We start from the raw sequence: 26,247 nt of genomic DNA, 5'->3' as shown, positions 1-26,247 counted from the left end.
TCCTAAACCAGTTTTTTAACTTCTTGCCATTGTTTACTAAGCCGTTTATCCGAAATGGGTTCCAGCGTCCCTACCGATTGAGCAAAAAGCGAAATACGGTATTCTTCTAACATCCAGCGATATTTAACCAGCTCAGGGTCATATAACGCTTTTTCATCATGGGCTTTCTTTTGTTTAATATAGGTTTGCCATAGCCCCTCTAATTGGGACACATAACTGCTCTCTTTATTCAAATGATTCTGGAAGCGCTCTAAACGCACTTCGATTCCTTTAAAATAGCGAGGCAGTTGGCCCAACCAAAACAAGGGTGTATTCCCGATAAAACCGGGATAGACTAAGTTTTCGAGCTGCAGTTTAATGTCACCATAGACCCTTGTCCACGGTAATGGAATATTGCCTTTCATTTTCTTGGCAACTCCTTGGTAAGAAGACAACACTCTATACAGTTGATTCGCCATTTCATTGCCGACGCTGACCAATTGCTGTTTGTTATCGGCAATGCATGTTTCAAAGTCAGCCTTACGGCGCGGCAGTGTTCGACCATCTAAAAACACTTTATCCAGAATAGCGTTGAGTAAATCGTCTAATAGCACCTCTTTTTTACCAATGGGCGCAAAAATCAACATGGACTCTTTTAGCTTAGGCAAATTCTTTTGCAAATAGCGCACGTCTTTGTACAAAGTGAGCTTGAGTAACGTAATCACCCCTTTGCGATGGGTTTCGATCGCCGTTTGCTGATCGTCAAACATTTTCAACGCCACACTTTCCCCTTGAGGCACCAAGGCAGGAAAGGCGGTAACTTTAATCCCCGCCTGCTGGATCTCTTGTCGTTCAGGGATATCTTGATCAGGCCAATGGGTTAAATTCTCTTGCTCGTGCTGTTTGGTACCGAACTTAGCAAAACTTTCTTCTACCAAATCACCAAATTGCGTTTGCAGCTGCGCAAGGTCTTTGCCTATACCAAGCACTTTCCCCCGCTCATCGACCACTTCCAAGTTCAAGGTTAAGTGTGTGTCCAGCTTATCCGAATTCCACTCATTAAGGGGAATATCAATCAAGGTTTCACGTTTTATCTGCAAACTAAGCTGTTCTAGCAAATCTCCCTTATCTTTAGACAAATTGGGATAAATTCGTTCGACAAATTGTGGAATGGGGACAAATCGTCGACGCAAGGCTTTTGGTAGCGCTCTCAAAAGGGCTTCGCAGCGCTCTTTGATAAAACCAGGCACCGCCCAACCTAGATCCTCTAAACTTAACTGACGCAACAAACCAACGGGCACTTTTAGTGTGGCGCCATCGGTTTTTTGGCCCGGTTCAAAGCGGTAATCAATCGGAAGCGCAACGCCATTAAGACCATAGGAATCCGGGAACGCTATATCATCAACGTTTACATCCAGATTAATTAGGTCCTCACGGGTCATCACCAAGGCCTCAGGTGAGGTTTTTGCAAAGTACTCCAAGCCTTTTTGATTATAAATATCTTTGGGGATACGTTGATCATAAAACTGGAAAACGGCTTCATCGTCCACCAGAATATCGCGAGTTCTCAGTTTGGCCTCTTGTGTTTCTAACTGCTCAATCAACGCCTTATTTTTTCGATAAAAGGCCTGTTTGGAGCGCATCTCGCCTTCTACCAAACCTTGTCTGATCAAAATTTCACGGGCCTCTGGCTGATTAACATGACCGTAATCAATACGGCGCTTGGCAACGATAATCAGCCCATATAACGACACCTGCTCATTGGCCATCACTCGGCCTTGATTACGCTCAAAATGGGGATCAAAATATTGGCGCTTCACAAAAGGCTCGGCGTATTCTTCGATCCAAGCGGGATCAATACGCGCCGATACGCGAGCATATAACTTACTGGTTTCGACCAACTCCGCTGCCATGACCCATTGCGGTGGTTTTTTGAACAACATGGAGCCTGGAAAAATCGATACTTTCCGAGAACGACAGCCAAGCATCTCTTTACTGTCATCCATTTTATTTGCCACCTGAGTAAACAAACCCGCTAATAAAGAACGATGGATGGCTTCGTAATTTCGATTCTCATGGCTGATTTCTTTAAAGCCCAATTGCTTGCAGGCGATAATGATCTGACGGTGAATATCGCGCCATTCACGCATCCGTAAAAAGTTCAAAAATTGCTTACGGCAATACTGACGTAATTGATTTTGTGAGAGGGCTTGGCGCTGCTCCTCATAGCGCTCCCAAAGATTTAAGAACACGATAAAATCCGAGTCTTCATCTTTGTCTTGGGCGTGAGCTTGATCCGATTGCGTTTTTTTATCTTGCGGACGTTCTCGCGGGTCTGGAATCGATAAAGCACTGACGATCACCGAGACTTCTTTCAGCACCGAATGCTGCTGAGCGGCAATCAAAATTCGCCCTAGTTTGGGGTCAATCGGCAGCTTAGCAAGCTGACGGCCAATGGACGTCATTTTATCGCCTTTGATCGCTCCCAGCTCGGTCAACGCACGATAACCATCATTAATCATGCGTTTTTCTGGCATTTCAACAAAAGGAAATTTATCGACAGCACCAAGGCGTAAATTCGCCATTTGCAAAATGACCGAGGCCAAGTTGGTACGGAAAATTTCCGGGTCGGTAAATTCAGCACGAGCGGTAAAGTCAGCTTCGTCGTATAACCGAATACAAATACCATCCGCAACACGACCGCAACGCCCTGCTCGCTGATTTGCACTGGCCTGACTGATTTTCTCAATGGGTAATTGCTGCACTTTCGAGCGCACACTGTAGCGACTAATACGCGCTAAACCTGGATCGATTACATAACGAATGCCAGGCACAGTTAAGGAGGTTTCCGCCACGTTGGTGGATAACACCACACGACGCCCAGAATGGGACTTAAATATGCGCTGTTGTTCACTCACACTCAAACGCGCATACAAAGGTAAAACTTCGGTATTGCGTAGCTCAGCGCGGCGCAAAATCTCTGCGGTTTCCCGAATTTCGCGTTCACCCGGTAAAAACACCAAGATATCGCCAGCCCCTCGATAACCGGATTGACGCTCCTCTTGAATTAAACTCTCCACCGCATCAAGAATGCCCTGTTCCATACTTTGGTCTTCGTCTAACTCTTCTGAGTCGGATTTGCTCAACAAAGGCTGATAACGGATTTCTACCGGATAAGTCCGGCCTGATACTTCAATAATTGGCGCGTTATTAAAATGCTTGGAGAAACGTTCCACATCAATCGTAGCAGAGGTCACAATGACCTTAAGGTCAGGACGCTGAGCCAGCACGCGTTTAAGATAGCCCAACAAAAAGTCAATGTTTAAGCTTCGCTCATGGGCTTCGTCTATGATGATGGTATCGTAACGGTAAAGCAGGCGATCTTGTTGGATTTCTGCCAACAAAATACCGTCTGTCATTAATTTAATCAGGGTTTCATCATTGCTCTCATCATTGAAGCGTACCTGAAAACCAACTTGCTCACCCAAGGTGACCTGCATTTCATCACTGATACGCTGCGCCACACTACGTGCTGCAATACGTCTTGGTTGCGTGTGTCCAATCAACCCCGCAATACCGCGTCCGGCCTGTAAGCACATTTTCGGAAGTTGCGTCGTTTTACCGGAACCCGTTTCCCCTGCGATGATGACCACTTGGTTATTCTGGATCGCCTCAATAATCTCTTTAGAACGCGCCGCCACGGGCAACGATTCGTCATAGGTGACCTTCGGCAAACGTGCCATGCGAGCTTGATATAGGGTTTCTGATTGCTCGATCATGGTATTCAATTCAGCTTGCATCCGGTCAAAAGGCAAACCATCCTTTTGGCGTTTTAGAAGCTGAGCGTGTTTTTGATCAATAAGATGACGATCACGCGTCATTACGTCATTTGTCGACATGATAAGTAAACTAGTATCCTTTTGCTGGGCGCAGATGATAACTTGCAAAGCAACAAAGCTTGCAAAAACAGTGAATAAGGCGCGCCGTTTCTATCTATATAGTTGTAAATTCTAACATCAATCGCTAAGTAAGGGTTATAGTGAACAGACTTAAGCGCACATCTACTACGGTGTCACATCCATAACCAGATCAACGAATAAGGAAGCATCATGTCTCAACAAGTATACGACGATAATTCATTGACTATTGGTAACACCCCACTCGTTCGTCTCAACCATATTGGTAAGGGTAATATTTGGGCGAAGCTAGAATCTCGCAACCCTGCTTTCTCGGTAAAATGCCGTATTGGGGCGAACATGGTGTGGGATGCTGAAAAAAAAGGCATTTTAACCAAAGGCAAATCCATCGTTGAAGCGTCCAGTGGTAACACTGGGATCGCACTGTGCTTTGTTGCAGCCTCGCGCGGTTACCCTATTACCATCACCATGCCATCCAGCATGAGCGTTGAACGTCGTCAAGTGATGAAAGCATTAGGGGCAACTATCGTTCTGACTGAGCCTGCCAAAGGTATGAAAGGCGCCATCGAAAAAGCCGAAGAAATTGCTCAAGACGACAACTTCGTCCTACTGAAACAATTTGAAAACCCTGCTAACCCCGAAATCCACGAGAAAACCACTGGTCCAGAAATCTGGGAAGACACCAATGGCGAAATCGATGTTTTTGTTGCCGGTGTGGGCACAGGCGGTACCATTACAGGCGTCACACGCTATATTAAGAAAGTCCAAGGTAAGCCCATTACCAGTGTGGCGGTTGAACCAGCCAGCTCCCCTGTTATCAGCCAAACCCTTCATGGTGTCACGCCGACACCAGCGCCTCATAAAATCCAAGGTATCGGTGCGGGCTTTATCCCACAAAACTTGGATCTTTCCTTGGTGGATCGTGTTGAACAAGTCGAAAACGACGACGCCATTCAAATGGCACGTCGACTGATGCGAGAAGAAGGTATCTTGTGTGGTATTTCATGCGGTGCCGCCGTGGTTGCCGCAGAGCGCCTGAGCAAACTGGACGAATTTGCTGACAAAAAGATCGTCGTGATACTGCCTGATTCCGGTGAACGTTACCTTTCTACTGCCCTTTTCGAAGGCGAATTCACTGACAATGAATTGGTTCAATAGTCATTAACCAGAACCCCACCCTGCTGCCACCTTCCCAAGGGTGAAGGGCAAACAGTTCCCTCCCCTTATGTCTTCCAAGGGGAGGGTTAGGGAGGGGTTACTGTCTTCCATTAATGTGGCTTTTTAAGGCCGTAACGAACCATATCCTTACCGTTTTCAAATACCTCATTGGTTACCCAACGACCCAACACCAGCTGCTGATTATCATCCAGCACAGCCACAAATGGACGACCGTTGGCGTTATTCGTCGCCAAAGCAACCCCCGCCGCATTATCAAGCGCCAAACTGCCCGATTCAACCAAACGTAAAAACGCCTCAAGCTCCTCTAGGGTTTCAATTATTTCATTATCATTAATCATTATCACTTCTCTATTACATCAATAATGGTGCTAGAATAACAGCTATGGCCACCTTGATTAAGTGCGGCTTTTTCCATAAACATCTGTTTGTAAGATTGAGTTTGTAAAGCCTCGTCACTTAAGCCAAATTGCTGCGCCAGTGCTTCGATCTGGGCTTTATAATCAGGCAACAGTGACTCATCGTCGGTCATAATGGCAAATTCCGCAAAATCCCCGATACCCGCTAATGAATCCACCGTAATATGAAACGCTCCGACAAAATAAATACTGCGAGTTTTCTGAGCTTTTAACACAACCTCAAAGCCCATGGTTTCCAACATGCTGATGGAATTTGAGGCATTTGTAATATTGGTGGCTTCACACCGATCCGGCTCTGGCCCTTTAACAATCCATAACTTAATGCCGGACGGCTCCATGGTACGGATGCAGATACTTTTATTATCCGCTTCTAAGGACTTATCAGGACGATCAAAATACCAGTCACTTTCAACATTGTCTTGCAGCATAACGTCATGAGGAATGCCACTCAATGTCTTTAGAAATTCAGCTTTTGAGTGTAAGCAGAACTTTAGCTCCACTTCATACTTACCTTGGAAATGCTTGTTTGTCATATAGCGTTTTCGCCCTACAATCAGAATTTTCAGAAGTGTTTTGTTTTACCGCAATAAATGGCTAGCTATGGTTGATATCCTTTAACGGCGAAACCATCATCCACTACACAGATTAATTTAAAGAGGAAGGATTTTTGATGCGCTTGTTAAGTGCGGATTAATCCCGGAAGTTCTTTCATTGAATGGAAACTAACAACTGACGAAAACTCACACGGCTCATTAAATCTATTATAAAATAGCGTTCTCATTCCTGCTCTATAGCCCGCCTCGACACCCACTAGACCATCATCGATGACAACGCAGTTTTCAGCGGAAAACCCCATGTCTTTTGCTGCATGCAGATATATTCCTGGGTCAGGCTTCCATATCCCAACATCATACGAACTATAAATATTTTCGCCGAAGTAACGGGTGAGCCCACAGACCCTTAACGCCTGTTGTATTTTATCAACTGGACCACTCGACACCACGGCCATAGGTTGGTTTAAATTTTTAAGAGTTTCTTCAATATGTTCAATTGGCTTTAGTTCTGTCTCAAAAAGATCTGCAACAATGGATCGGTAGCTACCAACAAAGTCATCGGCCAAATCCACTTCAAACTCATTAGATAGCACATCGAGAATTTTTGCTAATTTCCAGCCTCTAAACCTTACCACAAGCTCGTCTGCATCTAACGCAATTCCATACTCTTTAAATTTGACTACCAAACCAATATTACAAAGTCGCTCGCTATCCACCAGCGTTCCGTCGTTATCAAATAAAAGGCATTGATTCATAGTGAACTCTGGCACTTAATCCCCCAAAGCAGTGTCACGCATCTAAAGCGTACCTTTGTAAAAATGAGACACAAACCGTTCCCTTCCCTGATACTTTTCAAGGGTTAAAGAGGGCTTACGATCTTCAATTATAGTTACTAGAGTAACACCCGCCGTATTCTCAAGGGGCTGGAAGCCCGACAAAAGATCTTTTGGTTACTTTTGTATCATTTGACAAAAGTTACCCGCTCAGCATAGCGGAACTCGCAAACACCAAGCGAATCAGAAAAATCCACTCAAACCTGCGACACCAAATAACCCCATCCCTTCCCCTAAGAAAAGACAAGAAACCTAGATTATGCAGTATCTGACAGGTCGTTAGGTTTGATTTGACTAACCACTTCCCCACCTTTAAACACGCATAACTCCCCTTCTAGCATTTGTTGCCAAGTTTCATCATGGGTTAATGGCTGGGTGGCGATCACGGTAACAACGTCTTTGTCCGTGGTAACCTCTTTAAAATCAACAATCACATCTTCATCGGATAAGGTCGCTTTTCTAAAGGGAGCTCGTCGAGTGATCCAGTGCAGTTTCGTGGTACAAAAGCAATATAAACGCACGCCATCAGACAGCATCATATTAAAGACACCTTTGTCTTTAAGCTGTGAGGCAAGTTCAAAGATGGCGACACTTAATACATCCAGTTCTGGCTCGGTATCGCCAAATTGCTGGGAGAGCTGTTCTACAATCCAACAAAAGGCGCGCTCTGAGTCGGTATTGCCAAGGGGTTGATGAATGCCAACGGGCAACCCTTGGAAACCTTCTAACTGTCCATTGTGAGCATAGGACCAGGTTTTGTCCCATAAAATACGACAAAAAGGATGGGTGTTGGGTAAGCACACCATGCCCACGTTCGCTTGACGAATGTGGCTGATCACGATGTCACATTTAAGCGACGTTTTACTCATCACTTCTGCCATATCCGAATCGGCACTAGGGCGCGGATCATGAATGGCCCAGACTTGTCCGTCCCGATACATTGCCATGCCCCAGCCATCCTTGTGAGGCCCCGTTCGGCCCCCCCGTGCACGTAAGCCGGAAAAACTAAAACAAATGTCCGTTGGGACATTGGCACTCATACCTAATAACTCACACATCGTCTAGATCATCATCCTGGAAGTCGTCGTAGCGATTACGGCGACGGCTACGTCGAATTACGAAAACTATCACCGCTAATAATAAGACAACCCCAGCAGCAATGCCCAAGTAGAGTAGCAAACTGTCGGCACCAAAGGTTTCTGCGTCTTGTGCGCTGTCATCCTCTTGGTTATTTCCGCCTGTATCATTGGCCGCTTGTTGATTACCCGTTGTTGGAGTATTGCCCACTAACTCAACATTTGGCTCAACCAAAACAGGTGCCACATTTTGTTCAGACTCAACTGAAACGGTCGAGGTGGGTGGTGTAGACGAAGCAACACTGCCCTTTTCCACATAAACTGGGTCTGACCCATTGCGGTGGATGGTCCAAGTGGGCGTCCAGTACTCAATACGCGTACCGGACTGGGTAAACCCTATTAATCTTGCCCGAGCCTTGATATTGGAATTACTAGCAACAGGAATCACTTTATTCCAATCACCATCTTTCAATTTAGCCATTTGATCAAATTGTTTGGTACCATCCGCGAAGGTTAATTCCAAACGCACATTGGAACGTTTAATATCCAGTTTGCCATTAGAAGGGGTAGCAGAGACCGTCACTAAGTTATCGCTGCTACTTTTAATCGTAAAGTTAACGGGTGGGCGGATCGCAAAATATTGACTCATTTTACGATCCAGATTTTTCCCAATAAAGTCCGTTGTTAAAACATACTCACCCGGTTGTGATAGTCCCTCTATGCGATTTTTAAAACGGCCTTTTAAGGCATCCAAATCTGTCTTAAAAATAACTTCCTTGCTGCTACCTACCAGACGGGTCAATATCTGTTCAACATCACCACGGGGAATTTGTGCGCCTTTTAAAGCCTGATCATCTCGAAACAAAGACGCCGTTGAATGAATAGGCTCGTTAACAAAAGTCACAGGGGCGATTTTAGTCACTCTTAAATTCAAATCAGAAATCGCGCGCACTTTCACTCGGGACAAATTCACATCATCTACGTGCCATTCGCCAACTGCCGGATTGGTAATAGTAATCACCGTAAAATGAGGACCCTCGCTCACTGAAACATCGGAACGGTTTGATAACACTAAATTTTTGCCATTGGGCTGTACAATCGTCGGCAATCCTCCCGCTTCGTGTAGTGACTCGATGGAAATTTGACTAACGGATGGATCCACTTTGAAATGGTCATCGATAAGCGGTAGCTCTTGATAAGGCATGCTCTGCGAGAAAATACGATCAAACGCATCCAGCATATTTTCTGGTACAGCGGCTTCTGTATGGGTCGCATTGGTTCTAAAAGACAGGTGATCCAATAAAGCTCTATCGGAATACCCTGTTAGTGAGATGGTATGAAGATGAATGCCTCGCTCTTCCAACTGTTTGGTTATGTCCGTCCAAATACGCTGACGGGAGGCTTGGTTCACACTTTCATCCAAGCTTAAATCGACATTGCCATCGGTGATTAAAATCCAATCTTGTCGGAACCCAGGCTTGAGCGAACCTGCAGCGGGCGTCTTCAGTAAAAGATCTAGAATGGACTCCACATCTGTCTTTAAGTCTTGCGTCACATAGCTTTTAAGATAATTCGCCAATTTTACTCGGCTGGCTTCCGTAACATCCGTTTCAGGAAATAAAACCCTTGGCTGTTCACCAAAAAGCCAAACGCCAATCGTCGCTTTTCCTTCTGGTGCAAGCTGGGATAAAAGCTGAATCGCTTCTGGGGTAATTCTGTCGGGATCGCTGGTTTGCATGCTGCCAGAAGCATCAACCAGAATACGAAATTGCGTATCTGCTCGACTAAGAGAAGACCACGTCGAGACAACAACAAGAGTCAATACTGCATAGACTTTAAACCATTTCACGTCTGGTAACTCCTTAGCATAAACACAATAAACGTATCATTTCGCTGAGTCTCTGATCTCAAAAACAGAACTGATGAAACCGTACTAAGCAAGTGTGACCAGGTCACGTTTAGCCAAGTCAGTGTACGAATCGAACAGTACTAAGACACGGCGTGCCAGCATACAGAAAGTCGCCATCATCAAGCGACATCATAAGGTTTCGGCATACCATGAACCCATTTAATTGCATGGGTTTCCCACTCTTCTTCCTCCACCTTACTCTCACTGATCGCATAATCACGAACCGTCAGTCCCTGGCGCAACATCTCACGTTGACTTCCTACGACCAAGGGATGCCAATTTGGCAAATCCCCTGTTTCTTTTAACACTCGATAGCTACAAGTATCTGGCAGCCAATCGAACTCGTCAATTTGTTCCGGCGTCAACGTGATACAAGAGGCTACTTTCTCTTGTCGAGTGGCATAGACTTTACATTGGCACCGACCAATATCAAGCTGTTCACAAGCCAAATCGGTATACACGACTTCACCGGTATCTTCATCTTCTAACTTTTGAAGACAGCATTTACCACACCCATCACATAGGGATTCCCATTCGTCTTTGGACATATCAAACAACGAAGTGGTTCGCCAAAATGGTTCATAACGCTTGGCAATCATGGTTAATAAACCGCCTCAGTCGGCGTTTTGTACAAATCCAACAGATAGTCTTCTTTCGCTGGTGGAAGTTGTAAATAGAAACCCTTTTCCTCAATATCTTTAATGACACTTTCAGCATTGGCCCGTGCCAATTTACTTTCCTTGGTCAGCAACATCGTCATGGCACTAATACCGGTGCCAAAACGCTTCATCAAATCTTCTGGAATCTCTTTTAAACCAACGCGTTTTTCCACATACAAGTACATGCCATCCTTTTTAGAGGAGCGAAATACTTCAACGATTAAGTGCTGTTTCATAGTGTTCTCAAGGTTACGGTTTTTCGGATTTAAAACGTTCTAGAATCGGATTAATAATCGCCTCACGACGCCATCCGTTCATCGCAGGATTGTGCCAATCGATTGGTGTTCCATCAAACAAGTGGCGCACAATAGGATCCAACAGTTTTCGTTTCATCATCGCTTCTGGCGCAATCTGTAACTCAGTGGCGCGCTCTCGCACAAAAGCCTTAATCTCCTTGGTCAACTCCCCTGCTTGAGAAGGCAGCGGCATCTCTAAGGGAAATTGAAGCTCATCACGGGAAAGACTCTTAACTATGGCGACTTTTTTGAGTATCTCATCACCATAAAGTCGGTGTTGTCGTCCAGTCAGCTCTTCCGTGTTAGCAATCGCCTTATGGTGATCGGGTAAATTTTTCCCCAAGGCCCACAAGGTTCTGTCTTTCAAGATCTGCCCTTTGGGAACATCTTCCTTGCGCGCCTGTTCGTCCCGCCATATGTACAATAAGCGCAGTAACGTTAATCCCTCAGGTGAAAGGCGCCAAGCGGCTTTCACACCGTCCCAGTTTTGCTCAGGATCGGCGTTCATTTGGTATTGCCATTTCAGGGATTCACAATCCTCAAGCACCCAATCTAGCATGTTTTTTTCTTGTAAACGTGCCACTTGTAGTGGGTATACCTCGGCCAAATACACGACATCTAACGCTGCATAGCGTTTTTGCGCATCCGTCAATGGGCGCTGAGTCCAGTCAGAACGGGTCTCATCTTTTGCCACTTCAATTTGCAAGTATTCTTGGATCAACCTCACATAGCTAAGAGACCATTGCCCTCCTGCGTAGGCTTCACCAATTTGAGTATCGTAAAAAGGTGCTGGCAATACCCCTAACAAACGATCAAACACATCTAAATCTTCAGAACAGGCGTGGAACACCTTCATAACAGACGGATTGACCATCAATTCTCGCAAAGGTTCCCACGCATCAATCGTGAGCGGGTCGATCAACACCGCCTTGTCACCTTCGCTGATTTGAATTAGCCCTGTAATGGGAAAATAGGTCGTACGACGGATAAATTCCGTATCCACAGCAATAACGGGCAGCTCAGCCCAATATTGACACCATGTAGCCAGCGACTCGTTATCGTCCACCCAGACAATATTTAAAGTGTGTTCTTGGTTATCCATGCTAGAGTTTTTTCCTACCCTCTAGCGCCAAAGCCAGAGTGTTGCCATCCACGTATTCCAGTTCACCGCCCATAGGCACGCCATGAGCGATACGACTAACGTTGATGTTTTTGGATTTAAGTTTTTCAGCGATGTAATGGCAGGTTGCTTCGCCTTCGACCGTTGAATTGGTTGCGATAATCGCTTCTTCCACTTGGTTATATTCGACCATTTTTTCCAAATGATCGAGACCCAGCTCTTCCGGCCCAATACCATCAATGGGAGACAGATGCCCAAGTAAGACAAAATAGCGACCATCAAACGTACCCGCTGACTCAATCGCAATCACATCGGCTGGTGTTTCCACTATACACAGTCTCTTGGGATCGCGCTCTTCATCACGACAAATACTGCACTCGGATTCTTCTGTTAAGGTGCGGCAGCTAGAACAGCGGCCGACCTTGTCCAAAGCATTACGTAGTGCATTAGCTAGCCTATCCGCCCCTTGATGCTCTCGTTCTAAAAGATATAACGCCATCTTTTGAGCCGATTTGGGGCCAACACCGGGTAAGCACCGTAATGATTCAATCAGCTCTTTAATTAAGGGACTAAACAAACGCTTCTCCTAGAAGGGCATTTTGAAACCAGGTGGCAGAGACATGCCCGCAGTCGCCGCTTCCATTTTTTCTTTTTGACCCACTTCGATTTTACGAACGGCATCGTTCATCGCGGCGGCCACCAAATCTTCTAGCATTTCTTTGTCGTCTTCAAACAAAGAATCGTCGATGGAAACACGTTTGACATCATGACGGCCAGTCATAACCACTTTCACAAGGCCTGCGCCTGCTTGACCTTCAACCTCCATATTAGCCACTTCTTCTTGGGCTTTTTGCATGTTTTCCTGCATTTTCTGCGCTTGGCGCATCATGTTACCCATTCCACCTTTAAACATAGTCGTCTCCAATTAAGCTTTGACTTTAACAGTATCATAAATCAGTTGTGCGCCCATCGTCTGCGATAGAGCTTGCACAACTGGGTGCGAATTAAGATGATCAATCGCCACTTGCAACGCTTCTGCGCGCTTGCTGGCAGCAAACTCCTCAGCAGTGACTCCCCTAGTATCTTCGACCGTATCAATGATCAAAGGGACATGCAGAGAGAAAAAGTCGCTTAAGGCGCCTTGTATTTGCTCATAGCGTGTTTGGTTCAACATATGACCATATTCTAATGGCACTTCCAAACGAACTCCTTGCTCGCTGGCGTCAACCAAACTCGAATTCATTAGTATATTTTGTACCAGCCCCGTTAATGGCAACCTTGGGGCCACCAGCCACCAAAGCTCCATAGAGAGATCCTGATAGTGAGCAATCTCGGGCAGCGGTATCCCTAATGCTGGCTGAGACACCGTATCTTGTTTTCTATGGGCGGGCACATTGGACTCAGCTTCTTCTGCCTCAGCTTCTTCCACTTCAGTAGAAGGCTCATCACTATCGGAATGGCCTAGGGCTTCGACTAAATCCGCCGCCGGATTAAAAGGATCAGACACATCGGCAATGGCTCTTTCTTCCGCCTCTTCTTCATCCTCTTCGTCGTCCTCATCCTCTTCTATAGCGGCAGCTTTTACTTTTTCAACGACCGCTTCAATATGCTTGCTCGATGGTGGTATGGCATCCTGCGTCTGACTTTCGTCTGTATCACTTCCCAGCTCTGGTTCCATGACGGGCTCAGAGGAGGAATCCGTTTTTATTTGAGCGTGCTCACTGGTCGTATTATCGACATCAGATACCGACGAAACCTCATCATCTTGCGGGACCAGCGGCCCCAGTTCAGGAGAGTCTTCCCAAGGGGGACGCTCAGATTCAGGCAATGACTCGCTGATAGGATTGGACAACTCAACATCATCTCTAGCCGATTCAAACCTGTCTTCGGTCAATTCAGGGCTATTTCCAGACAACTCTGCTCTGTCTTCAGATTGCACAGTACGCTGTTCAGACAAGTCAGCCTCTGGAGACACTGACGAATGCGCTTGAGTCGGCGCATCTGCAACGGCCGTCGGCTGAGCAACCTCTGTCTGGTACGATTGAGGGGGGGCAGCATGACTCACCCTCATAGGCGGTGCTGGGCGAAAAGCGATCAAGCGGAGCATCAACATCTCAAAGCCAGAGCGCGCGGTGTGTGCCAAGTGCAAATCACGGCGACCAATCAATAAACTTTGGTACATCATCTGAATTTCTTCAGGGCTGACCGTAGCAGCAATCTGCTGAATACGAGCAAGATCGCCCAACTGATCCAACAAGGCACCTGGCACTTGCTGCTCAATCGCCACGCGGTGCAAGACATCCAGCAAACTGCCACAAATGGCGGAAAAATCCGGCTGATAGTCTGCAAGTAATTCCACTCTTTGTAACACGTCAGCGGCATTCTTAGCGGCCACACTTTCCAGCAGTTCCATCACTTGAGATTGATTCACCAACCCTAACATGGCTGTCACACCGGATTCTGTGATAGTGCCATTGCCAAAGGCTATAGCTTGATCTGTCAAACTTAACGCATCGCGCATACTACCGTTCGCAGCTTGACCGATTTGCCATAACGCGGGCATATCAAAGGAAACTTGTTCGGAATTCAGTACCGTTTGTAGATAGTCCACCACTCGCTGTGGCGACATATTTTTCAGATTAAACTGCAAACAGCGCGACAAAATCGTCACAGGAAGCTTTTGTGGATCCGTCGTCGCTAATAAGAATTTAACATGTGGCGGAGGTTCTTCCAGGGTTTTTAACAAGGCGTTAAAAGAATGGGTCGAGAGCATGTGCACTTCGTCGATCAAATAGACTTTGAAGCGGCCGCGAGTGGGCGCGTATTGCACGTTTTCAAGAAGTTCGCGGGTATCTTCGACCTTGGTTCGAGACGCCGCATCGACCTCAATCAAATCGACGAAACGCCCTTCGGCAATTTCGACACAGCTGTCGCACGTGCCGCAAGGCTCAGGAGAAATACCATGGGTTTCGCAGTTTAAGCATTTAGCGAAAATACGGGCGATGGTGGTTTTCCCCACACCGCGTGTGCCACTAAATAAATAAGCGTGATGAAGACGCTGCTGGCGTAAAGCATTGACCAACGCTTGAAGGACATGGTCTTGCCCAGCCATTTCAAGAAACGTCTGCGGACGCCATTTACGTGCTAAAACTTGATAACTCATGATAGATACTGGCTAATAAAAAGCGATTTTTTATTGTACGGTAGTCCGAGCAATTTCGAAACCATTCAAACTCAAGTTGTGCAGCGTTAAAACGGGGATAATATTAAAAATATCATTTTACAGATCAGTAAGTTAGCATTTAATCAATTGACTCACCCAGATGCGCTGAGTGAGCCATAGACAATTAATTTACCTTTGGCTCATGAATTTTACGCTGGCGCTCACGCTCTAGCTCTTTTTCACGACGGTGCTTTTCCACGGCGTCCATGACTTCTGCTCCAATATGGGCTTCGCCACGCTCTCTGGCCAGCTGCACTTGGCGCTCACGCTCAATAAAACGCTGACGCTGTTCATCTGTGTATTTATCAAAACAGTGTGGGCAGCTCACTCCTTGCTGGTAACGCTCGTCTTGCTTTTCTTCTTCAGTGATCGGCATACGACAGGCATGACACTGGTCATATTGCCCTTTTTCCAAGCTATGATTCACTGAGACGCGATTATCAAACACAAAACAATCGCCTTCCCATAGGGACTCTTCTTGCGGCACCTCTTCTAAATACTTAAGAATGCCTCCTTCAAGATGGTAAACCTCTTCAAAACCTTTTTCTTTTAAGAAAGCGGTAGATTTCTCGCAACGAATTCCCCCCGTGCAAAACATGGCCACTTTTTTGTGTTTAGCTGGGTCTAAATTTTCTTCCACATAACTTGGGAATTGACGGAAAGTGTCCGTTTTCGGGTTCACTGCGTTTTTGAAGGTACCGATTTGGTATTCATAATCGTTACGGGTATCGATTAACACCACATCCGGATCAGAGATAAGATTGTTCCATTCCGTTGGTTTGACGTATGTTCCCACCACACGTTTAGGATCGATGCCTTCAATCCCCATGGTGACGATTTCTTTTTTCAACTTCACCTTAGTGCGATAGAAAGGCATGCTGTCGTCGAAAGATTCTTTATAGCCAATGTTTTCTAAGCCAGGTTGTTGATCCAACCACGCTAACATCGCATCGATTCCTTCACGAGAACCCGCCACCGTACCATTAATGCCTTCGCTAGCCAGCAATAAGGTGCCGCGAATCCCATTGTCTTCTAACACCGTCTGTAGCGGTTCACGCAAAGATTCAAAATGGGGCAGCTCAACAAATTTGTAGAGCGCACAAACAACAACTTTAGACACTTTCTTTCTCCTATGCGGTCTGGAACGTAAAACCAGAGCAATTAAACAAGCGGCGCATTATAGAGATTTTTTCAGGATATTTCGAGTCTGATTTACGGCTTCGTACACGGGGTGACCTAGGCGACACAAAAGAGAAAATGGTTATTGATCCGGGTCGAGAGTCTTCGCAGTGGTATTATTAACACGAAACCACCCAGCAATACTGTGACGCGTGCGCTGCGCCACTTTCACCTCGTGGTAAAAATTTTCGCTTAAAAACACCGCCAGTCGCCCCTTTTTCGGGAAAAAACGCCCAATTTCTACATCGGGATTATGCTCATCATACACCACAAGCTCACCGCCATCCCCTTCTTGCCAATCGTCATTAAGGTACAAAACCGTAGATAATACGCGGTTGCTTTTGCCTTTAAAGGCATCAAGATGTTTTTCGTAAAACGCACCTTTTTCATAACGAGCAAAGTGCGCTTCGTAATCAAACAAACCTAAGAAAAACTGGCGATTCAGCACAACGCGCAGCGCTTCCATTTCATCCAGAAAGGTTTTACGAGTAGCATTGATTGGGTCAATCCATTGAATATAATCACGGCGGGCATCCAAGGCAACTTGGTGATCCTGTTTACGGCCAATACCCGCCTGCAACATGGTCACATTACAAATGCTTTCTGCCTCTTCCATCAGTTTTTCCGTAAACGCCTGCGAAAAAAAATCGTCCTGAATACTCCAACCTTTTGTCTGCAGATCGTTCAACAACAGAGCGAACGGCTCAATGCGACTAAACGCAGGTAATAAAGTTTCAGGCAAGTCATCTGGCAGCAGCTCAGTAGCATCAAACGGGGAAAGCGTCGTATTACAGGTCATATCAATTTCATTCACATCAACAACGGCATCATTGCCAAAGTATTAATGATACTGTAGCACGCCTCAGAACACACGAATTTCGTTACTGATAAGTGACTCGCGTCATGCTTTCCAACAACGCTGAGACATGCTATTTTCGCAGACATGAAACAGCCTTATGTTCTTCGCGATTATCAGCAACAAGCAGTCAACGCGACCTTATCCCATTTTCGAAAAAGTGCCGATCCAGCCGTTATCGTCTTACCGACGGGGGCAGGCAAAAGCCTGGTGATCGCCGAACTCAGCCGCCTAGCACGCGGCCGTGTGATTTGTTTAGCCCACGTCAAAGAATTAGTCGAGCAAAATCACGCCAAGTTTATTGCGACGGGTTTGCAAGCGGGCATTTTTTCTGCGGGACTAAACCAAAAGAACACTACGGAAAAAACCACCTTCGCCAGCATTCAGTCTATTTCGGCTCATCTGGATGCTTTTCAGCAACCCGCCAGTCTTGTTATTATTGACGAATGCCACCGTGTTGAAATGGAAGAAGGCAGCCAATACCAAAAAACCCTCGCTCATTTTTTGGCATTAAACCCCAACACCAGAATACTGGGGTTAACCGCCACGCCCTATCGATTGGGTTCTGGTTGGATTTATCAAAGTCATTATCACGGCTTTGTCCGCGATGCCAACAATACATTTTTTAAACGCTGCATCTATGAACTCCCCCTCCAACACATGGTCAACCAGGGTTATTTAACCAAACCCATTCACTACGATGCCGCCATTGCCCATTACGACTTTAGCTTGCTCACCGAAAGCTTGGATGGCGAACAAGACACCGATACCATTGCGCTAAATGAACTCATCCACAAGCACCCGCGAGTCACACAGGCTATTACGGAACAGATCGTGCAGCTAAGTCAGGATCGCCAAGGCGTGATGATCTTTGCCTCCACCATCGAACACGCCATTGAGATTCTAGGGTATTTAAACCATTTAGAAGACAACCAGGCAGACCCGACAAAAGAATCGCCTGTCGCCCTTATCACAGGCAAAACCCCCAACAAAGAACGGGATCGATTAATCAACGAATTCAAAGCCAGAAAAATTAAATATTTGGTGAACGTATCGGTCCTGACCACAGGGTTCGATGCTCCCCATGTGGATGTCATCGCCATTTTACGTCCGACCCAATCCATTAGTTTATTTCAACAAATCGTCGGCCGAGGACTGCGCTTAAGTCCCGGCAAAAAAGACTGTTTGATTTTGGATTACACCAACAATGGCTACAACATTTTTCAACCAGAAGTGGGCGAAAAGAAACCCACCAAAGACTCAGAAGCCGTACTAGTGCATTGCCCAGAATGCGACTTTGCCAACATATTTTGGGGAAGAAAAGACAGCGAGGGTAATATCATTGAACACTTTGGACGTCGCTGTCATGGCTTGATGGACACGCCACACGGTGAAGAAGCGTGCACCTATCGATTTACTTTCAAACGCTGCCCGCACTGTAATGAAGAAAACGATATTGCAGCACGTCATTGCACTCATTGCCATGAACGATTGATCGATCCAGACGACCAACTGCGTAACGCACTTAACTTAAAAAACAACAAAGTCTTGCGCTGCTCCGGCATCACACTCACCTTATTAAAGGCTGAGCACGCCATCAAAGTGACCTACCACGACGAAGACGGTAGCACGCTCAGTGAGTCTTTCTTTTTTAACCAAAAAAAATCCAAACAACGCTTTAACGAGCATTTTGGTAGGCGCATTGCCAACGGCACTCAGCCATTGACGTTTGACACACCAGAAGACGCCATCAAATTTGAGTCCTACTTTCCTGCGCCAGATTTTGTCATCGCCAAGAAGCAGAAAAATTACTGGCAAGTCAGTGAACGATTATTTGATTACCAAGGGCTTTATCGAAAAGCAAACGAATCCCACTAACCGGCCTTTTTTTGCGCATTTTTAAACGACACATCAAAGGGCAAGTTTAAATTATTCAAACGCTCAAGCGCTTTCGTCCCTAATACGCCAGAAGGCAAACCGTCAAACAGCACCATACAAAAATTCGCCGCCATGTTTTCAGCAAAAATGACGGCGGTCTTTTCATCCACTCCTACGCGTTTAAAACGCTTAGTGACCCCCTCCGTCATCACGGACAGCTGTTTACTGTGAAAGCCACCATGAGCTAAGCTGTCAAACAAAGCCAAACGGGCAAACTCAGCGTACCGATCATAAAAAGCGAAGAGAACCTGAGCCATTTGCAGCAAATAATCGGTTGGGGATTGAGAATGTGTTTGTGCGTCCGCCGCCTCACGAAGGGCAACATCCATTTCATCGAAGAAAATATCTTTAACGAGAGAAAGTTTATCAGGGAAATGAACAAATAAGGTGCCAACTGACACACCCGCCTGAGCGCTTAAATAACGCGTACTCGTATTCTCTATGCCATTGTCTAAAAACGCTTGTTTGGCGATACGTTTAATTTTGGCGCGAGTATTGGCCTTTTGAGTTTGACGCAAGCTCACAAAACATCCCTCTTGGTAACGGTACGCCTTGGAGTTTATCCTGTCCCAATTATGAACACGAGTCTATTTTTCACCCAAAAGGCGACAAAAACAATTTATCGCCTAGCCTTCGTATTAATTGAGAAAACGCAAACGCTGCATTTGATCTAAATTAAGGCTTTCTGACAACGCCGACATGAACTTAACAATGCGCCTTGCGTTGACACCATAATCCCCTTTACCAACACGCGAACAAGAGCGCATATCCACACGAGTCTTGCCATCCTTTGTCGTCATCAGACGTATCACCACATCGTCGCGAAAACCAAAGACAGGGGTTCTTGCCGTCGCTTCGATCAAGCCGACTTCTGGATAGGAGGCGACCAACAGCCAATCATTATCCAACACCAGCTTCAAGGCTTTTTGAAACACAACCTCTTTGCTCTTGCTGGTCACAAGAGGCTTTACATTGGGATAAAACTTTTTCTGAATTCTCGCCCATTCTTTATGATATGTCAGGCTATTTTCACCAGAGTGTCGCAAAAAATTGATGTTTATATAGGCGGGAGGGGTAACGGTATCCGTTGTGATATCGTTAATATCTGGCAATCCGGAGCGTTGCACATAAAAGATAATCCACATGGCGCTGTATAACACGGTTAACACCAACACCAAATAAAAGAAGCGATTCGTCGCTGCATTGCATTCTTTACGGCAGACAATCAAAGAAATCACTGCCAAAAGAGACAATACAAGAGAAGAAATGACACTCTTTTTTAATAACGAAAAACCTGTAACAGGGTCAAAAAGCCCGACTCTAACACCAGCGATGGATATAAAAGCTAAACAACCTACCAACATCAGGAGTACATATAACACGGGCGAGATGTAGCGACTCATAAAATACTCAGATAACAGATATATGACTCACACCTTAGCCTGCTAACGCCGCCTCGAACAGAACAACGCCTAACCTTTAGACCTTATTCCTCAATATTTGCTTATTTTTCGTCAATATATACGCAAATTGCTGCAAAAAAATCATCCTAGTTATTGATTTTCAATGACTCTGCCAAAAAAAACGCTAAAATACTGCCCTCGAAAAAAAACACCTCAACGCAGCCCAAAGACACATTATGCCCTTAAAACACCCACCTCACTGCGTTGACAAACTGCGCCAACAATGTCAAGAAAGTGCGATGCGCCCTTTTATCGCCCGTGGCGCCAATGCCATTCGCTGTCCCTCTTGTTTGATGGCGGAATTTGCCTGTTTTTGTCAACATAGAAAAACCAGCGACGCCCCCTTCCAGTTTATTTTACTCTTCCACCGTGATGAGATACATAAACCAACCAACAGTGGCAGACTGATTGCCGATTTGTACCCGAACGACACGCAGGCTTTTCTTTGGCACAGAACGCAGCCCCCTGCCGCCCTTCTAAAGCAGCTTAAAGCCATCCAGGGACATTGCTCCATCTTGTTTCCCAACACCCCGACCGCACAGTCACAAAATCGACCACCACAACCCTTGCCGCTGCCTACACCAGAAGAGGGCAGCAAACATACCTTTATTGTGCTAGACGGAACTTGGAAACAGGCCAGCAAAATGTTTCATCAAAGTGAATGGTTAAAAGCTATTCCCCATCTCGAAATCAACAGTGAAGCGCAACGGTCTTTTTTAGTCAGACACTCCAGCCATCGCATGCAATTTGCCACCGCTGAAGTGGTTGCATTATTGATGGACAGCCTAGGGTACCAACAAGAAGCCGCAAAACTGCTAACTTATAACAATGTATTCAATACACATTGTCTTAACAGTCGAAAACGAAGCAATGAAAAGACAGACGACTTAACGGCGTAATAACAAGGTCGCCATGCCATCAGAATGAAATTGTACCGCTTGATTCTTTTTGCGCCCCACGAGAATCGGGCCATTATCCAGAAATAGAAAAGCCTTCCAAGTGCGTTTAAATACCGCCCAAGGCATTTCAAATACCAGCTCGTTATGACAGCAGAAAAAGACTTTTGTCTCCTCTCCCCAAGCAGCAAAATGAGCCAGAATCTCCTCAGGCAACGCCTCCTCGGTGGCGTCCCAACGTTTTTCCCATGCCACTTTCATCACTTGTCGCTCAACGGCATTCGGCCAATCTTGCTCCGTAAAATGATCAGGGTGGATTTGGCCATCACTAATATAGTCGCGCCACACCGATGCCGCGCTTTGCTCATCCAGCAAGCGAATCTCTGCAAGATCCTGCACCGCGACCTTCGGATCTTCGCGCCTAAAAATCCAACTCTTTGAAAAACTGTCTAACGATGTGTATGCCATTATTTCCTTCGTAAACCGTGAATGATGAAAAAAACTAACCAAATAGATGAAAAAGGATCGTTTGTTTGTAAGCCAATCCCCCTCTATTATTATAATTGTTGTAATAAAACAACATTTTGAGCCAAGAGCGCTAGCAAGTGCTCATTAAAAACACTTAATAAAGGAGTACCATTATGGATTCTCAAGACCAATACGAAGCACTATTAAAAGCATGGGGGTTTGAAGACCGCAGTGTAGAACGCCAAGTGCGTCGAGAAAAAATTGCTCGTGTAGCCAAAATTGTCTTATCTTTCTGTAAGGATATGATTCTTCACGCTCGCAAACCACGTTCACACGCAACAAGCCACTAATGCTGAACAGCACATTGAAACAAATAATAATACTTAGACCCAATTATCGGGTAACAGTATAACCTATTTGATACATTTTAAGGGGAGAAAAACAATAAAACCCCCTCCCTTCCTCTTCGTTACCCTCACACCCTCACCACACCTTTTATCTTAACCTTACACCTTCTTTCATACTTTGAAATTCGCTATCATCCAAGCTCACACATAACCTAAATTGTTTTTTTATGACTGATCAATACAAAGCCATTCTTTTTGACTGCGACGGTGTCATTGTTGACACAGAAAACATCTCTAACCGAATATTAAAAAGACAATTTGCTCGATATGGCCTCATCGTTGACGATGCCATGCTGCACGAGCGCTTCTCAGGCTATAGCAGCAAAAAGAACATTGAGACAGCAGAACAAATGCTTGGAAAGGCTTTACCAGAGTCATTTGAAAGAGAGTTCAGAGAAGAGTTTCAAGACACCATTAACCATCATTTAGAACCTATTCATGGCGTTTGCCAGTTATTAAGCAAAATAACAGTACCAATCGCCATGGCAACAAATGCCCGACGGGATGAAATGGAGTTCAAACTCCAAAAAATTGGCCTAGCAGAACGCTTTGCAACTCGTTTTAGCTTTGATGATGTGGCCAATGGCAAACCTTTTCCCGACCTCTACCTAAAAGCCGCCGCGGCATTGGGGGTTGCCCCGGAAGATTGCATTGTCATTGAAGACTCCATTGCCGGGATTACCGCAGGGCGAGCCGCCGGTATGCGTGTTTTTGCCTTTAGCGAAACACTATCCGCTGACAAACAAACCGCCGCTGGCGCAACGGTTTGTTTTGACACCATGGAAGAACTCGAAAAGCTGCTCGGTTTACACTAGTTTGGCGGCGCTTCTTGCTCGCCAAACCAGTAAAAAGACCTATTAGCTCATGGATTTTAATTGCTTGAGCAGACTCTTTGGCAACTCTTTAATAGTAAGAGTGCCAGTGTCTGCATCAAAGTGAATGGACTCGCCAAGCAGATCACTGTCAAAACTCATGGTTAATGCTCGTGAGCTCCCTGAAAGACGCGTTAATTTTTTCAACCCAGCCTTCTCGACGAAAATTTCTTTTTCCATTTTAAAACTGTCTGAATCGGCGATTTCCAGAAACTTATTGGCCTGCTCCACCGAAAAGCGTGTTTCCACTTCACGAGCAATGTCCTTAATCTCCAACGGCTCCCGTTCTTCCGCTTTGCTTTGACAATGCTCCGATACAACACGTTTAAAATCATTTGCCTGTTTCGATGGTAAGCCTTCAGATTGGCAAAATGCAGAAGTCAAATCCACCAACTTACGGGTTTCTTTGGCTGCCGCCTTTGGCTCATCACAACCAATAAATTGCGTAAAGTACTCACTTTCAAATTTAGGCGCGCGACCAAAACGAAAGGCTATGTAGCGTCCCTCATCCTCCGCCTGCCAAGCACTAAGATTAATGCGCAACGCCATATGAAGCTTTTCTATTTCAATTTGCTCAACTTGCGACAAACTCAAATCCGCCCCAAGACCAATGCCTTGCTTGCGTTTTAACAATACAATGTATAAAAAATGCGCGTCATGCAGCTCATAATGGTTAAACCACAACAACCCGCCTTCCGCTTCTTCAACATTTTCTAAGTACTTTAAATACTCAGCAGCACACTCTTTAGAAAATCCAGCAAAATCCAAAAACGCACCATCTTTAAAATGCTTCGTCAACAGTGCAGGCAATTGTGATCCCTCCTCACTGCCATGTGGATTCGAAAAGCGCCCCGTATTCATACCTGAGCGGTTAAACAAATTAATGACCTGCTCAGAAAGTGCTTGGGCCTGCATATCGACCGGATTTTCATTAGGACGCGCAATCAATATTGCTTTACGTTCACCTTCATGCTTTTGAATTTCATGCACAATTAAGTTGGTAATAGACACCAGCAACCTCTTACGTTTAGTATGAATAGATTATGACCACGCCCTTAGAAAAGGCAATTCAACACCGATAGCACGACTTATGATCAAACCTAAAAGCACAAAGAAAGACACACGCAAAGAGATTGATTCTCTCGTCGAGGAATTCATCAAAGCTAAAGGACAGATCCAGCAAGTTGAGATGGGAGAATCTGGTCTTGTTGACGGCAAGTATAACACGAGCCACATAGGCTTTACCGAGCCCAAAAAAGAGCGTACACCACTAAATCACATTGTGGCCGCTCTAGATAAGCGAAAACACCCAAAAAACAAATCATCCAGTATTAAGAAACGCCCTAAAAAGAAAATCATCTACGACGATTTTGGCGAACCGATACGCTGGGTATGGGAAGAATAGTGCAAATATTTCCCTTGAGGTGTTTTTCATGGCTCAATACCTTTATTATATCGATATATCTCAATATATGGGCATCTTAAAAGCGATCAATAAGGAGTACTCATGTCAGCACGATACCTACATGCCATGATCAGAACCGACAAACCGGAAGAAAGCCATACCTTCTACACCCAAGGCCTAGGGCTTATCCAGACGCGCCGCATGGACAGTGAAAAAGGACAATTTTCGCTTATCTACTACGCGACAGAAAAGGGTGCACCAGAAGTGGAACTTACTCACAACTGGGATGATCGAACTTACAGCGGCGGTGATCAATTTGGCCACCTTGCTTTTGAAGTAGACAACATCTACGACGTCTGTGCCAACTTACAATCCATGGGCGTTACCATCTTGCGTCCCCCACGGGATGGCCACATGGCGTTTATCAAAGACCCAAACAACATCTCCATCGAACTATTGCAAAAAGATGGCAGCCTGGAACCCGCTGAGCCTTGGTTATCCATGGAAAACACTGGCTCTTGGTAACATTCCTATTTGAATAAACAGCCTGATTACAAAACATTTATTTTGTTTACACTTGATTACAAAAAATGTTTTGTAACAGGCTCCTACTACATTTGCACTACAGTCCAGCCCACCTAAATCTCCTAACCTGTATACAGTCAGAAGTTGAGCAGTGCTTTTTTCTTCTCGTAAAAGCTAAGAAAACACACTCAAAATATATGAGCCTAGTCAGTTAGGAGACTCTAATGAACCGCTATCGTTTTATGACGCTTTGTGCCATGACCAGCTTATTTGCTCTTGTACAGAATGTCTTTGCTGAGACAAATGCTCAACCGTTCCCCAAAGACAGTGTCTACAACAACAATGCCAGACTCTACAGCAGCGCGATTCAAACAAGACTCAATGACCAAGATGGAGACGGCGTCATCGATGGACGTGACCTATGCCCGAATACGCCGCCCAATGCTGTCGTTAACAATGATGGCTGCTCTATTCAATCCTCTAAACTATTCAGTCTAGACATGAAAGTCCTATTTGACTCAGGCAAAGCCGTTGTCAGACCGCAATTTTATCCGCAAGTCAAAAAACTGGCCGATTTCTTAAAAAAATACCCGAAAAGCACGGTAAATATTGAAGGCTACACGGATAATATTGGCAATCAAGCCTACAACTTAAACCTATCCCAACAACGAGCTTCTGCCATCGCCGATGTATTGATTCATATTTTTGGCATTTCGCCAACGCGAGTAGAAGCCATTGGGCATGGTCAGAACAACCCTATTGCTTCCAATGACACCGCCGCAGGAAGGGAGCGTAATCGCCGCGTGGTTGCTGAAGTCTTTGCGAAACAAAAAGCCAACAACCTCCGCTGGACCATTTACAGCGTCGATCAAAACCAAAATACTGCCTTTAACACAAGAAATTAGGCCTCGTCTTTTAGATGTTTTGCGCCTACTAAAGGTAAGGTCTCGACCAAAGCACCAAAAAAAACAGGCGTTATAAAGGCCGTTAAGCCTTTATAACGCAGTATTATCCCTCTCTACACAACCTACCTATAACCCAAAGACATATCTTAAATTCTACTTAACCGAAAAAAAC

The 26,247-nt window shown here is 45.4% G+C and carries 26 protein-coding genes; 8 read left to right on the top strand and 18 right to left on the bottom strand.

The window, feature by feature from the left end; all coding sequences use genetic code 11:
• Positions 1–2: 2 nt before the first annotated feature.
• Positions 3–3,878: an ATP-dependent RNA helicase HrpA gene (gene hrpA / locus AC0VYI_RS11335; RefSeq protein WP_475449402.1), complete on the bottom strand. Its 3,876-nt coding sequence runs from the start codon at positions 3,876–3,878 to the stop codon at positions 3–5.
• 210 nt (positions 3,879–4,088) lie between these two features.
• Here hrpA and cysK point away from each other — a divergent pair, with 210 nt between their 5' ends.
• Positions 4,089–5,054: a cysteine synthase A gene (gene cysK / locus AC0VYI_RS11330; protein ID WP_199476821.1), complete on the top strand. Its 966-nt coding sequence runs from the start codon at positions 4,089–4,091 to the stop codon at positions 5,052–5,054.
• 110 nt (positions 5,055–5,164) lie between these two features.
• Here the strand turns inward: cysK and AC0VYI_RS11325 are convergent, their stop codons facing one another.
• From AC0VYI_RS11325 to AC0VYI_RS11265, 13 genes are all read right to left on the bottom strand, one after another.
• A complete protein-coding gene (locus tag AC0VYI_RS11325) occupies positions 5,165–5,413 on the bottom strand; it encodes a hypothetical protein (RefSeq protein ID WP_475449399.1) in 249 nt (82 codons plus the stop codon).
• 2 nt (positions 5,414–5,415) lie between these two features.
• Positions 5,416–6,024: a class IV adenylate cyclase gene (cyaB, locus tag AC0VYI_RS11320; RefSeq protein WP_475449398.1), complete on the bottom strand. Its 609-nt coding sequence runs from the start codon at positions 6,022–6,024 to the stop codon at positions 5,416–5,418.
• 146 nt (positions 6,025–6,170) lie between these two features.
• Positions 6,171–6,815, bottom strand: a complete 645-nt coding sequence (locus tag AC0VYI_RS11315; protein WP_475449396.1) for an HAD-IA family hydrolase — start codon at positions 6,813–6,815, stop codon at positions 6,171–6,173.
• Positions 6,816–7,135: 320 nt separating this feature from the next.
• Positions 7,136–7,936, bottom strand: a complete 801-nt coding sequence (locus tag AC0VYI_RS11310) for a class II glutamine amidotransferase (RefSeq protein ID WP_475449394.1) — start codon at positions 7,934–7,936, stop codon at positions 7,136–7,138.
• Complete coding sequence (locus tag AC0VYI_RS11305; RefSeq protein WP_475449392.1) at positions 7,929–9,803, bottom strand: vWA domain-containing protein; 1,875 nt, start codon at positions 9,801–9,803, stop codon at positions 7,929–7,931. The genes AC0VYI_RS11310 and AC0VYI_RS11305 overlap by 8 nt, the downstream gene beginning before the upstream one ends.
• 179 nt (positions 9,804–9,982) lie before the next feature.
• Positions 9,983–10,462: a YcgN family cysteine cluster protein gene (locus tag AC0VYI_RS11300; protein WP_475449390.1), complete on the bottom strand. Its 480-nt coding sequence runs from the start codon at positions 10,460–10,462 to the stop codon at positions 9,983–9,985.
• A gap of 2 nt (positions 10,463–10,464) precedes the next feature.
• Positions 10,465–10,758 carry a YcgL domain-containing protein gene (locus AC0VYI_RS11295; protein WP_199476813.1) on the bottom strand — a complete coding sequence of 98 codons (294 nt, stop codon included), beginning with the start codon at positions 10,756–10,758 and terminating at the stop codon, positions 10,465–10,467.
• A 13-nt stretch (positions 10,759–10,771) separates the two neighbouring features.
• Positions 10,772–11,920: a ribonuclease D gene (gene rnd, locus AC0VYI_RS11290; protein WP_199476812.1), complete on the bottom strand. Its 1,149-nt coding sequence runs from the start codon at positions 11,918–11,920 to the stop codon at positions 10,772–10,774.
• 1 nt (position 11,921) lies between these two features.
• Positions 11,922–12,515, bottom strand: coding sequence for a recombination mediator RecR (gene recR, locus AC0VYI_RS11285; RefSeq protein WP_475449388.1), 594 nt, complete (start codon positions 12,513–12,515; stop codon positions 11,922–11,924).
• Positions 12,516–12,524: 9 nt separating this feature from the next.
• The gene (locus AC0VYI_RS11280) at positions 12,525–12,851 is read right to left on the bottom strand and encodes a YbaB/EbfC family nucleoid-associated protein (protein ID WP_067017341.1); all 327 of its coding nucleotides are present in this window, start codon (positions 12,849–12,851) and stop codon (positions 12,525–12,527) included.
• 12 nt (positions 12,852–12,863) lie between these two features.
• On the bottom strand, positions 12,864–15,101 hold the full coding sequence (gene dnaX, locus AC0VYI_RS11275; protein WP_475449386.1) for a DNA polymerase III subunit gamma/tau: 2,238 nt from the start codon (positions 15,099–15,101) through the stop codon (positions 12,864–12,866).
• A 184-nt stretch (positions 15,102–15,285) separates the two neighbouring features.
• On the bottom strand, positions 15,286–16,281 hold the full coding sequence (gene trhO, locus AC0VYI_RS11270) for an oxygen-dependent tRNA uridine(34) hydroxylase TrhO (RefSeq protein ID WP_475449385.1): 996 nt from the start codon (positions 16,279–16,281) through the stop codon (positions 15,286–15,288).
• A gap of 141 nt (positions 16,282–16,422) precedes the next feature.
• The gene (locus AC0VYI_RS11265; protein WP_475449384.1) at positions 16,423–17,139 is read right to left on the bottom strand and encodes a 2OG-Fe(II) oxygenase; all 717 of its coding nucleotides are present in this window, start codon (positions 17,137–17,139) and stop codon (positions 16,423–16,425) included.
• A 144-nt stretch (positions 17,140–17,283) separates the two neighbouring features.
• Between AC0VYI_RS11265 and radD the strand changes: the two genes are divergently transcribed.
• Positions 17,284–19,074 carry a DNA repair helicase RadD gene (radD, locus tag AC0VYI_RS11260; RefSeq protein ID WP_475449382.1) on the top strand — a complete coding sequence of 597 codons (1,791 nt, stop codon included), beginning with the start codon at positions 17,284–17,286 and terminating at the stop codon, positions 19,072–19,074.
• Here radD and AC0VYI_RS11255 read toward each other — a convergent pair.
• Both AC0VYI_RS11255 and AC0VYI_RS11250 read right to left on the bottom strand, forming a co-directional pair.
• Positions 19,071–19,658 carry a TetR/AcrR family transcriptional regulator gene (locus AC0VYI_RS11255; protein ID WP_475449380.1) on the bottom strand — a complete coding sequence of 196 codons (588 nt, stop codon included), beginning with the start codon at positions 19,656–19,658 and terminating at the stop codon, positions 19,071–19,073. The genes radD and AC0VYI_RS11255 overlap by 4 nt on opposite strands.
• A 114-nt stretch (positions 19,659–19,772) precedes the next feature.
• A complete protein-coding gene (locus tag AC0VYI_RS11250) occupies positions 19,773–20,537 on the bottom strand; it encodes a DUF1499 domain-containing protein (RefSeq protein WP_475449378.1) in 765 nt (254 codons plus the stop codon).
• Between the two features lie 236 nt (positions 20,538–20,773).
• Between AC0VYI_RS11250 and AC0VYI_RS11245 the strand changes: the two genes are divergently transcribed.
• Positions 20,774–21,496: a tRNA-uridine aminocarboxypropyltransferase gene (locus AC0VYI_RS11245; RefSeq protein ID WP_199476804.1), complete on the top strand. Its 723-nt coding sequence runs from the start codon at positions 20,774–20,776 to the stop codon at positions 21,494–21,496.
• Here AC0VYI_RS11245 and AC0VYI_RS11240 read toward each other — a convergent pair.
• The gene (locus tag AC0VYI_RS11240; RefSeq protein WP_475449377.1) at positions 21,485–21,961 is read right to left on the bottom strand and encodes a DUF2947 family protein; all 477 of its coding nucleotides are present in this window, start codon (positions 21,959–21,961) and stop codon (positions 21,485–21,487) included. The genes AC0VYI_RS11245 and AC0VYI_RS11240 overlap by 12 nt on opposite strands.
• 173 nt (positions 21,962–22,134) lie before the next feature.
• On the opposite strand from AC0VYI_RS11240, the gene AC0VYI_RS11235 reads away from it, so the two are divergent.
• Together AC0VYI_RS11235 and AC0VYI_RS11230 are read left to right on the top strand one after the other, a co-directional pair.
• Complete coding sequence (locus AC0VYI_RS11235; protein ID WP_475449375.1) at positions 22,135–22,311, top strand: hypothetical protein; 177 nt, start codon at positions 22,135–22,137, stop codon at positions 22,309–22,311.
• A gap of 224 nt (positions 22,312–22,535) precedes the next feature.
• Complete coding sequence (locus AC0VYI_RS11230) at positions 22,536–23,183, top strand: HAD family hydrolase (protein WP_475449373.1); 648 nt, start codon at positions 22,536–22,538, stop codon at positions 23,181–23,183.
• Positions 23,184–23,225: 42 nt separating this feature from the next.
• Here the strand turns inward: AC0VYI_RS11230 and AC0VYI_RS11225 are convergent, their stop codons facing one another.
• Positions 23,226–24,251 carry a nucleoid-associated protein gene (locus AC0VYI_RS11225; protein ID WP_199476800.1) on the bottom strand — a complete coding sequence of 342 codons (1,026 nt, stop codon included), beginning with the start codon at positions 24,249–24,251 and terminating at the stop codon, positions 23,226–23,228.
• Positions 24,252–24,330: 79 nt separating this feature from the next.
• Between AC0VYI_RS11225 and AC0VYI_RS11220 the strand changes: the two genes are divergently transcribed.
• The 3 genes from AC0VYI_RS11220 to AC0VYI_RS11210 all read left to right on the top strand — a co-directional run bounded on the left by AC0VYI_RS11220 (position 24,331) and on the right by AC0VYI_RS11210 (position 26,075).
• Positions 24,331–24,645, top strand: a complete 315-nt coding sequence (locus AC0VYI_RS11220) for a hypothetical protein (RefSeq protein ID WP_475449371.1) — start codon at positions 24,331–24,333, stop codon at positions 24,643–24,645.
• Positions 24,646–24,747: 102 nt separating this feature from the next.
• Positions 24,748–25,170, top strand: a complete 423-nt coding sequence (locus tag AC0VYI_RS11215; RefSeq protein WP_199476798.1) for a VOC family protein — start codon at positions 24,748–24,750, stop codon at positions 25,168–25,170.
• A gap of 224 nt (positions 25,171–25,394) precedes the next feature.
• Entirely contained in the window at positions 25,395–26,075 is a 681-nt protein-coding gene (locus AC0VYI_RS11210; protein WP_475449369.1) for an OmpA family protein, read from the top strand.
• Positions 26,076–26,247 lie beyond the last annotated feature (172 nt).

It is taken from the genome of Marinomonas sp. 63XJN7_9_ISO-PGPR-S23-217, assembly GCF_056173515.1.
Note: the sequence above shows the minus strand (reverse complement) of the source record. Positions and strands in the feature narration are given on the sequence as shown.

Bases quoted from the DNA above. Each gene is read 5' to 3' on its own strand.
- hrpA (WP_475449402.1), bottom strand. From the start codon at position 3,878: ATGTCGACAAATGACGTAATGACGCGTGATCGTCATCTTATTGATCAA.
- cysK (WP_199476821.1), top strand. From the start codon at position 4,089: ATGTCTCAACAAGTATACGACGATAATTCATTGACTATTGGTAACACC.
- AC0VYI_RS11325 (WP_475449399.1), bottom strand. From the start codon at position 5,413: ATGATTAATGATAATGAAATAATTGAAACCCTAGAGGAGCTTGAGGCG.
- cyaB (WP_475449398.1), bottom strand. From the start codon at position 6,024: ATGACAAACAAGCATTTCCAAGGTAAGTATGAAGTGGAGCTAAAGTTC.
- AC0VYI_RS11310 (WP_475449394.1), bottom strand. From the start codon at position 7,936: ATGTGTGAGTTATTAGGTATGAGTGCCAATGTCCCAACGGACATTTGT.
- AC0VYI_RS11300 (WP_475449390.1), bottom strand. From the start codon at position 10,462: ATGATTGCCAAGCGTTATGAACCATTTTGGCGAACCACTTCGTTGTTT.
- AC0VYI_RS11295 (WP_199476813.1), bottom strand. From the start codon at position 10,758: ATGAAACAGCACTTAATCGTTGAAGTATTTCGCTCCTCTAAAAAGGAT.
- rnd (WP_199476812.1), bottom strand. From the start codon at position 11,920: ATGGATAACCAAGAACACACTTTAAATATTGTCTGGGTGGACGATAAC.
- AC0VYI_RS11280 (WP_067017341.1), bottom strand. From the start codon at position 12,851: ATGTTTAAAGGTGGAATGGGTAACATGATGCGCCAAGCGCAGAAAATG.
- dnaX (WP_475449386.1), bottom strand. From the start codon at position 15,101: ATGAGTTATCAAGTTTTAGCACGTAAATGGCGTCCGCAGACGTTTCTT.
- AC0VYI_RS11265 (WP_475449384.1), bottom strand. From the start codon at position 17,139: ATGACCTGTAATACGACGCTTTCCCCGTTTGATGCTACTGAGCTGCTG.
- radD (WP_475449382.1), top strand. From the start codon at position 17,284: ATGAAACAGCCTTATGTTCTTCGCGATTATCAGCAACAAGCAGTCAAC.
- AC0VYI_RS11250 (WP_475449378.1), bottom strand. From the start codon at position 20,537: ATGAGTCGCTACATCTCGCCCGTGTTATATGTACTCCTGATGTTGGTA.
- AC0VYI_RS11245 (WP_199476804.1), top strand. From the start codon at position 20,774: ATGCCCTTAAAACACCCACCTCACTGCGTTGACAAACTGCGCCAACAA.
- AC0VYI_RS11240 (WP_475449377.1), bottom strand. From the start codon at position 21,961: ATGGCATACACATCGTTAGACAGTTTTTCAAAGAGTTGGATTTTTAGG.
- AC0VYI_RS11235 (WP_475449375.1), top strand. From the start codon at position 22,135: ATGGATTCTCAAGACCAATACGAAGCACTATTAAAAGCATGGGGGTTT.
- AC0VYI_RS11230 (WP_475449373.1), top strand. From the start codon at position 22,536: ATGACTGATCAATACAAAGCCATTCTTTTTGACTGCGACGGTGTCATT.
- AC0VYI_RS11220 (WP_475449371.1), top strand. From the start codon at position 24,331: ATGATCAAACCTAAAAGCACAAAGAAAGACACACGCAAAGAGATTGAT.
- AC0VYI_RS11215 (WP_199476798.1), top strand. From the start codon at position 24,748: ATGTCAGCACGATACCTACATGCCATGATCAGAACCGACAAACCGGAA.
- AC0VYI_RS11210 (WP_475449369.1), top strand. From the start codon at position 25,395: ATGAACCGCTATCGTTTTATGACGCTTTGTGCCATGACCAGCTTATTT.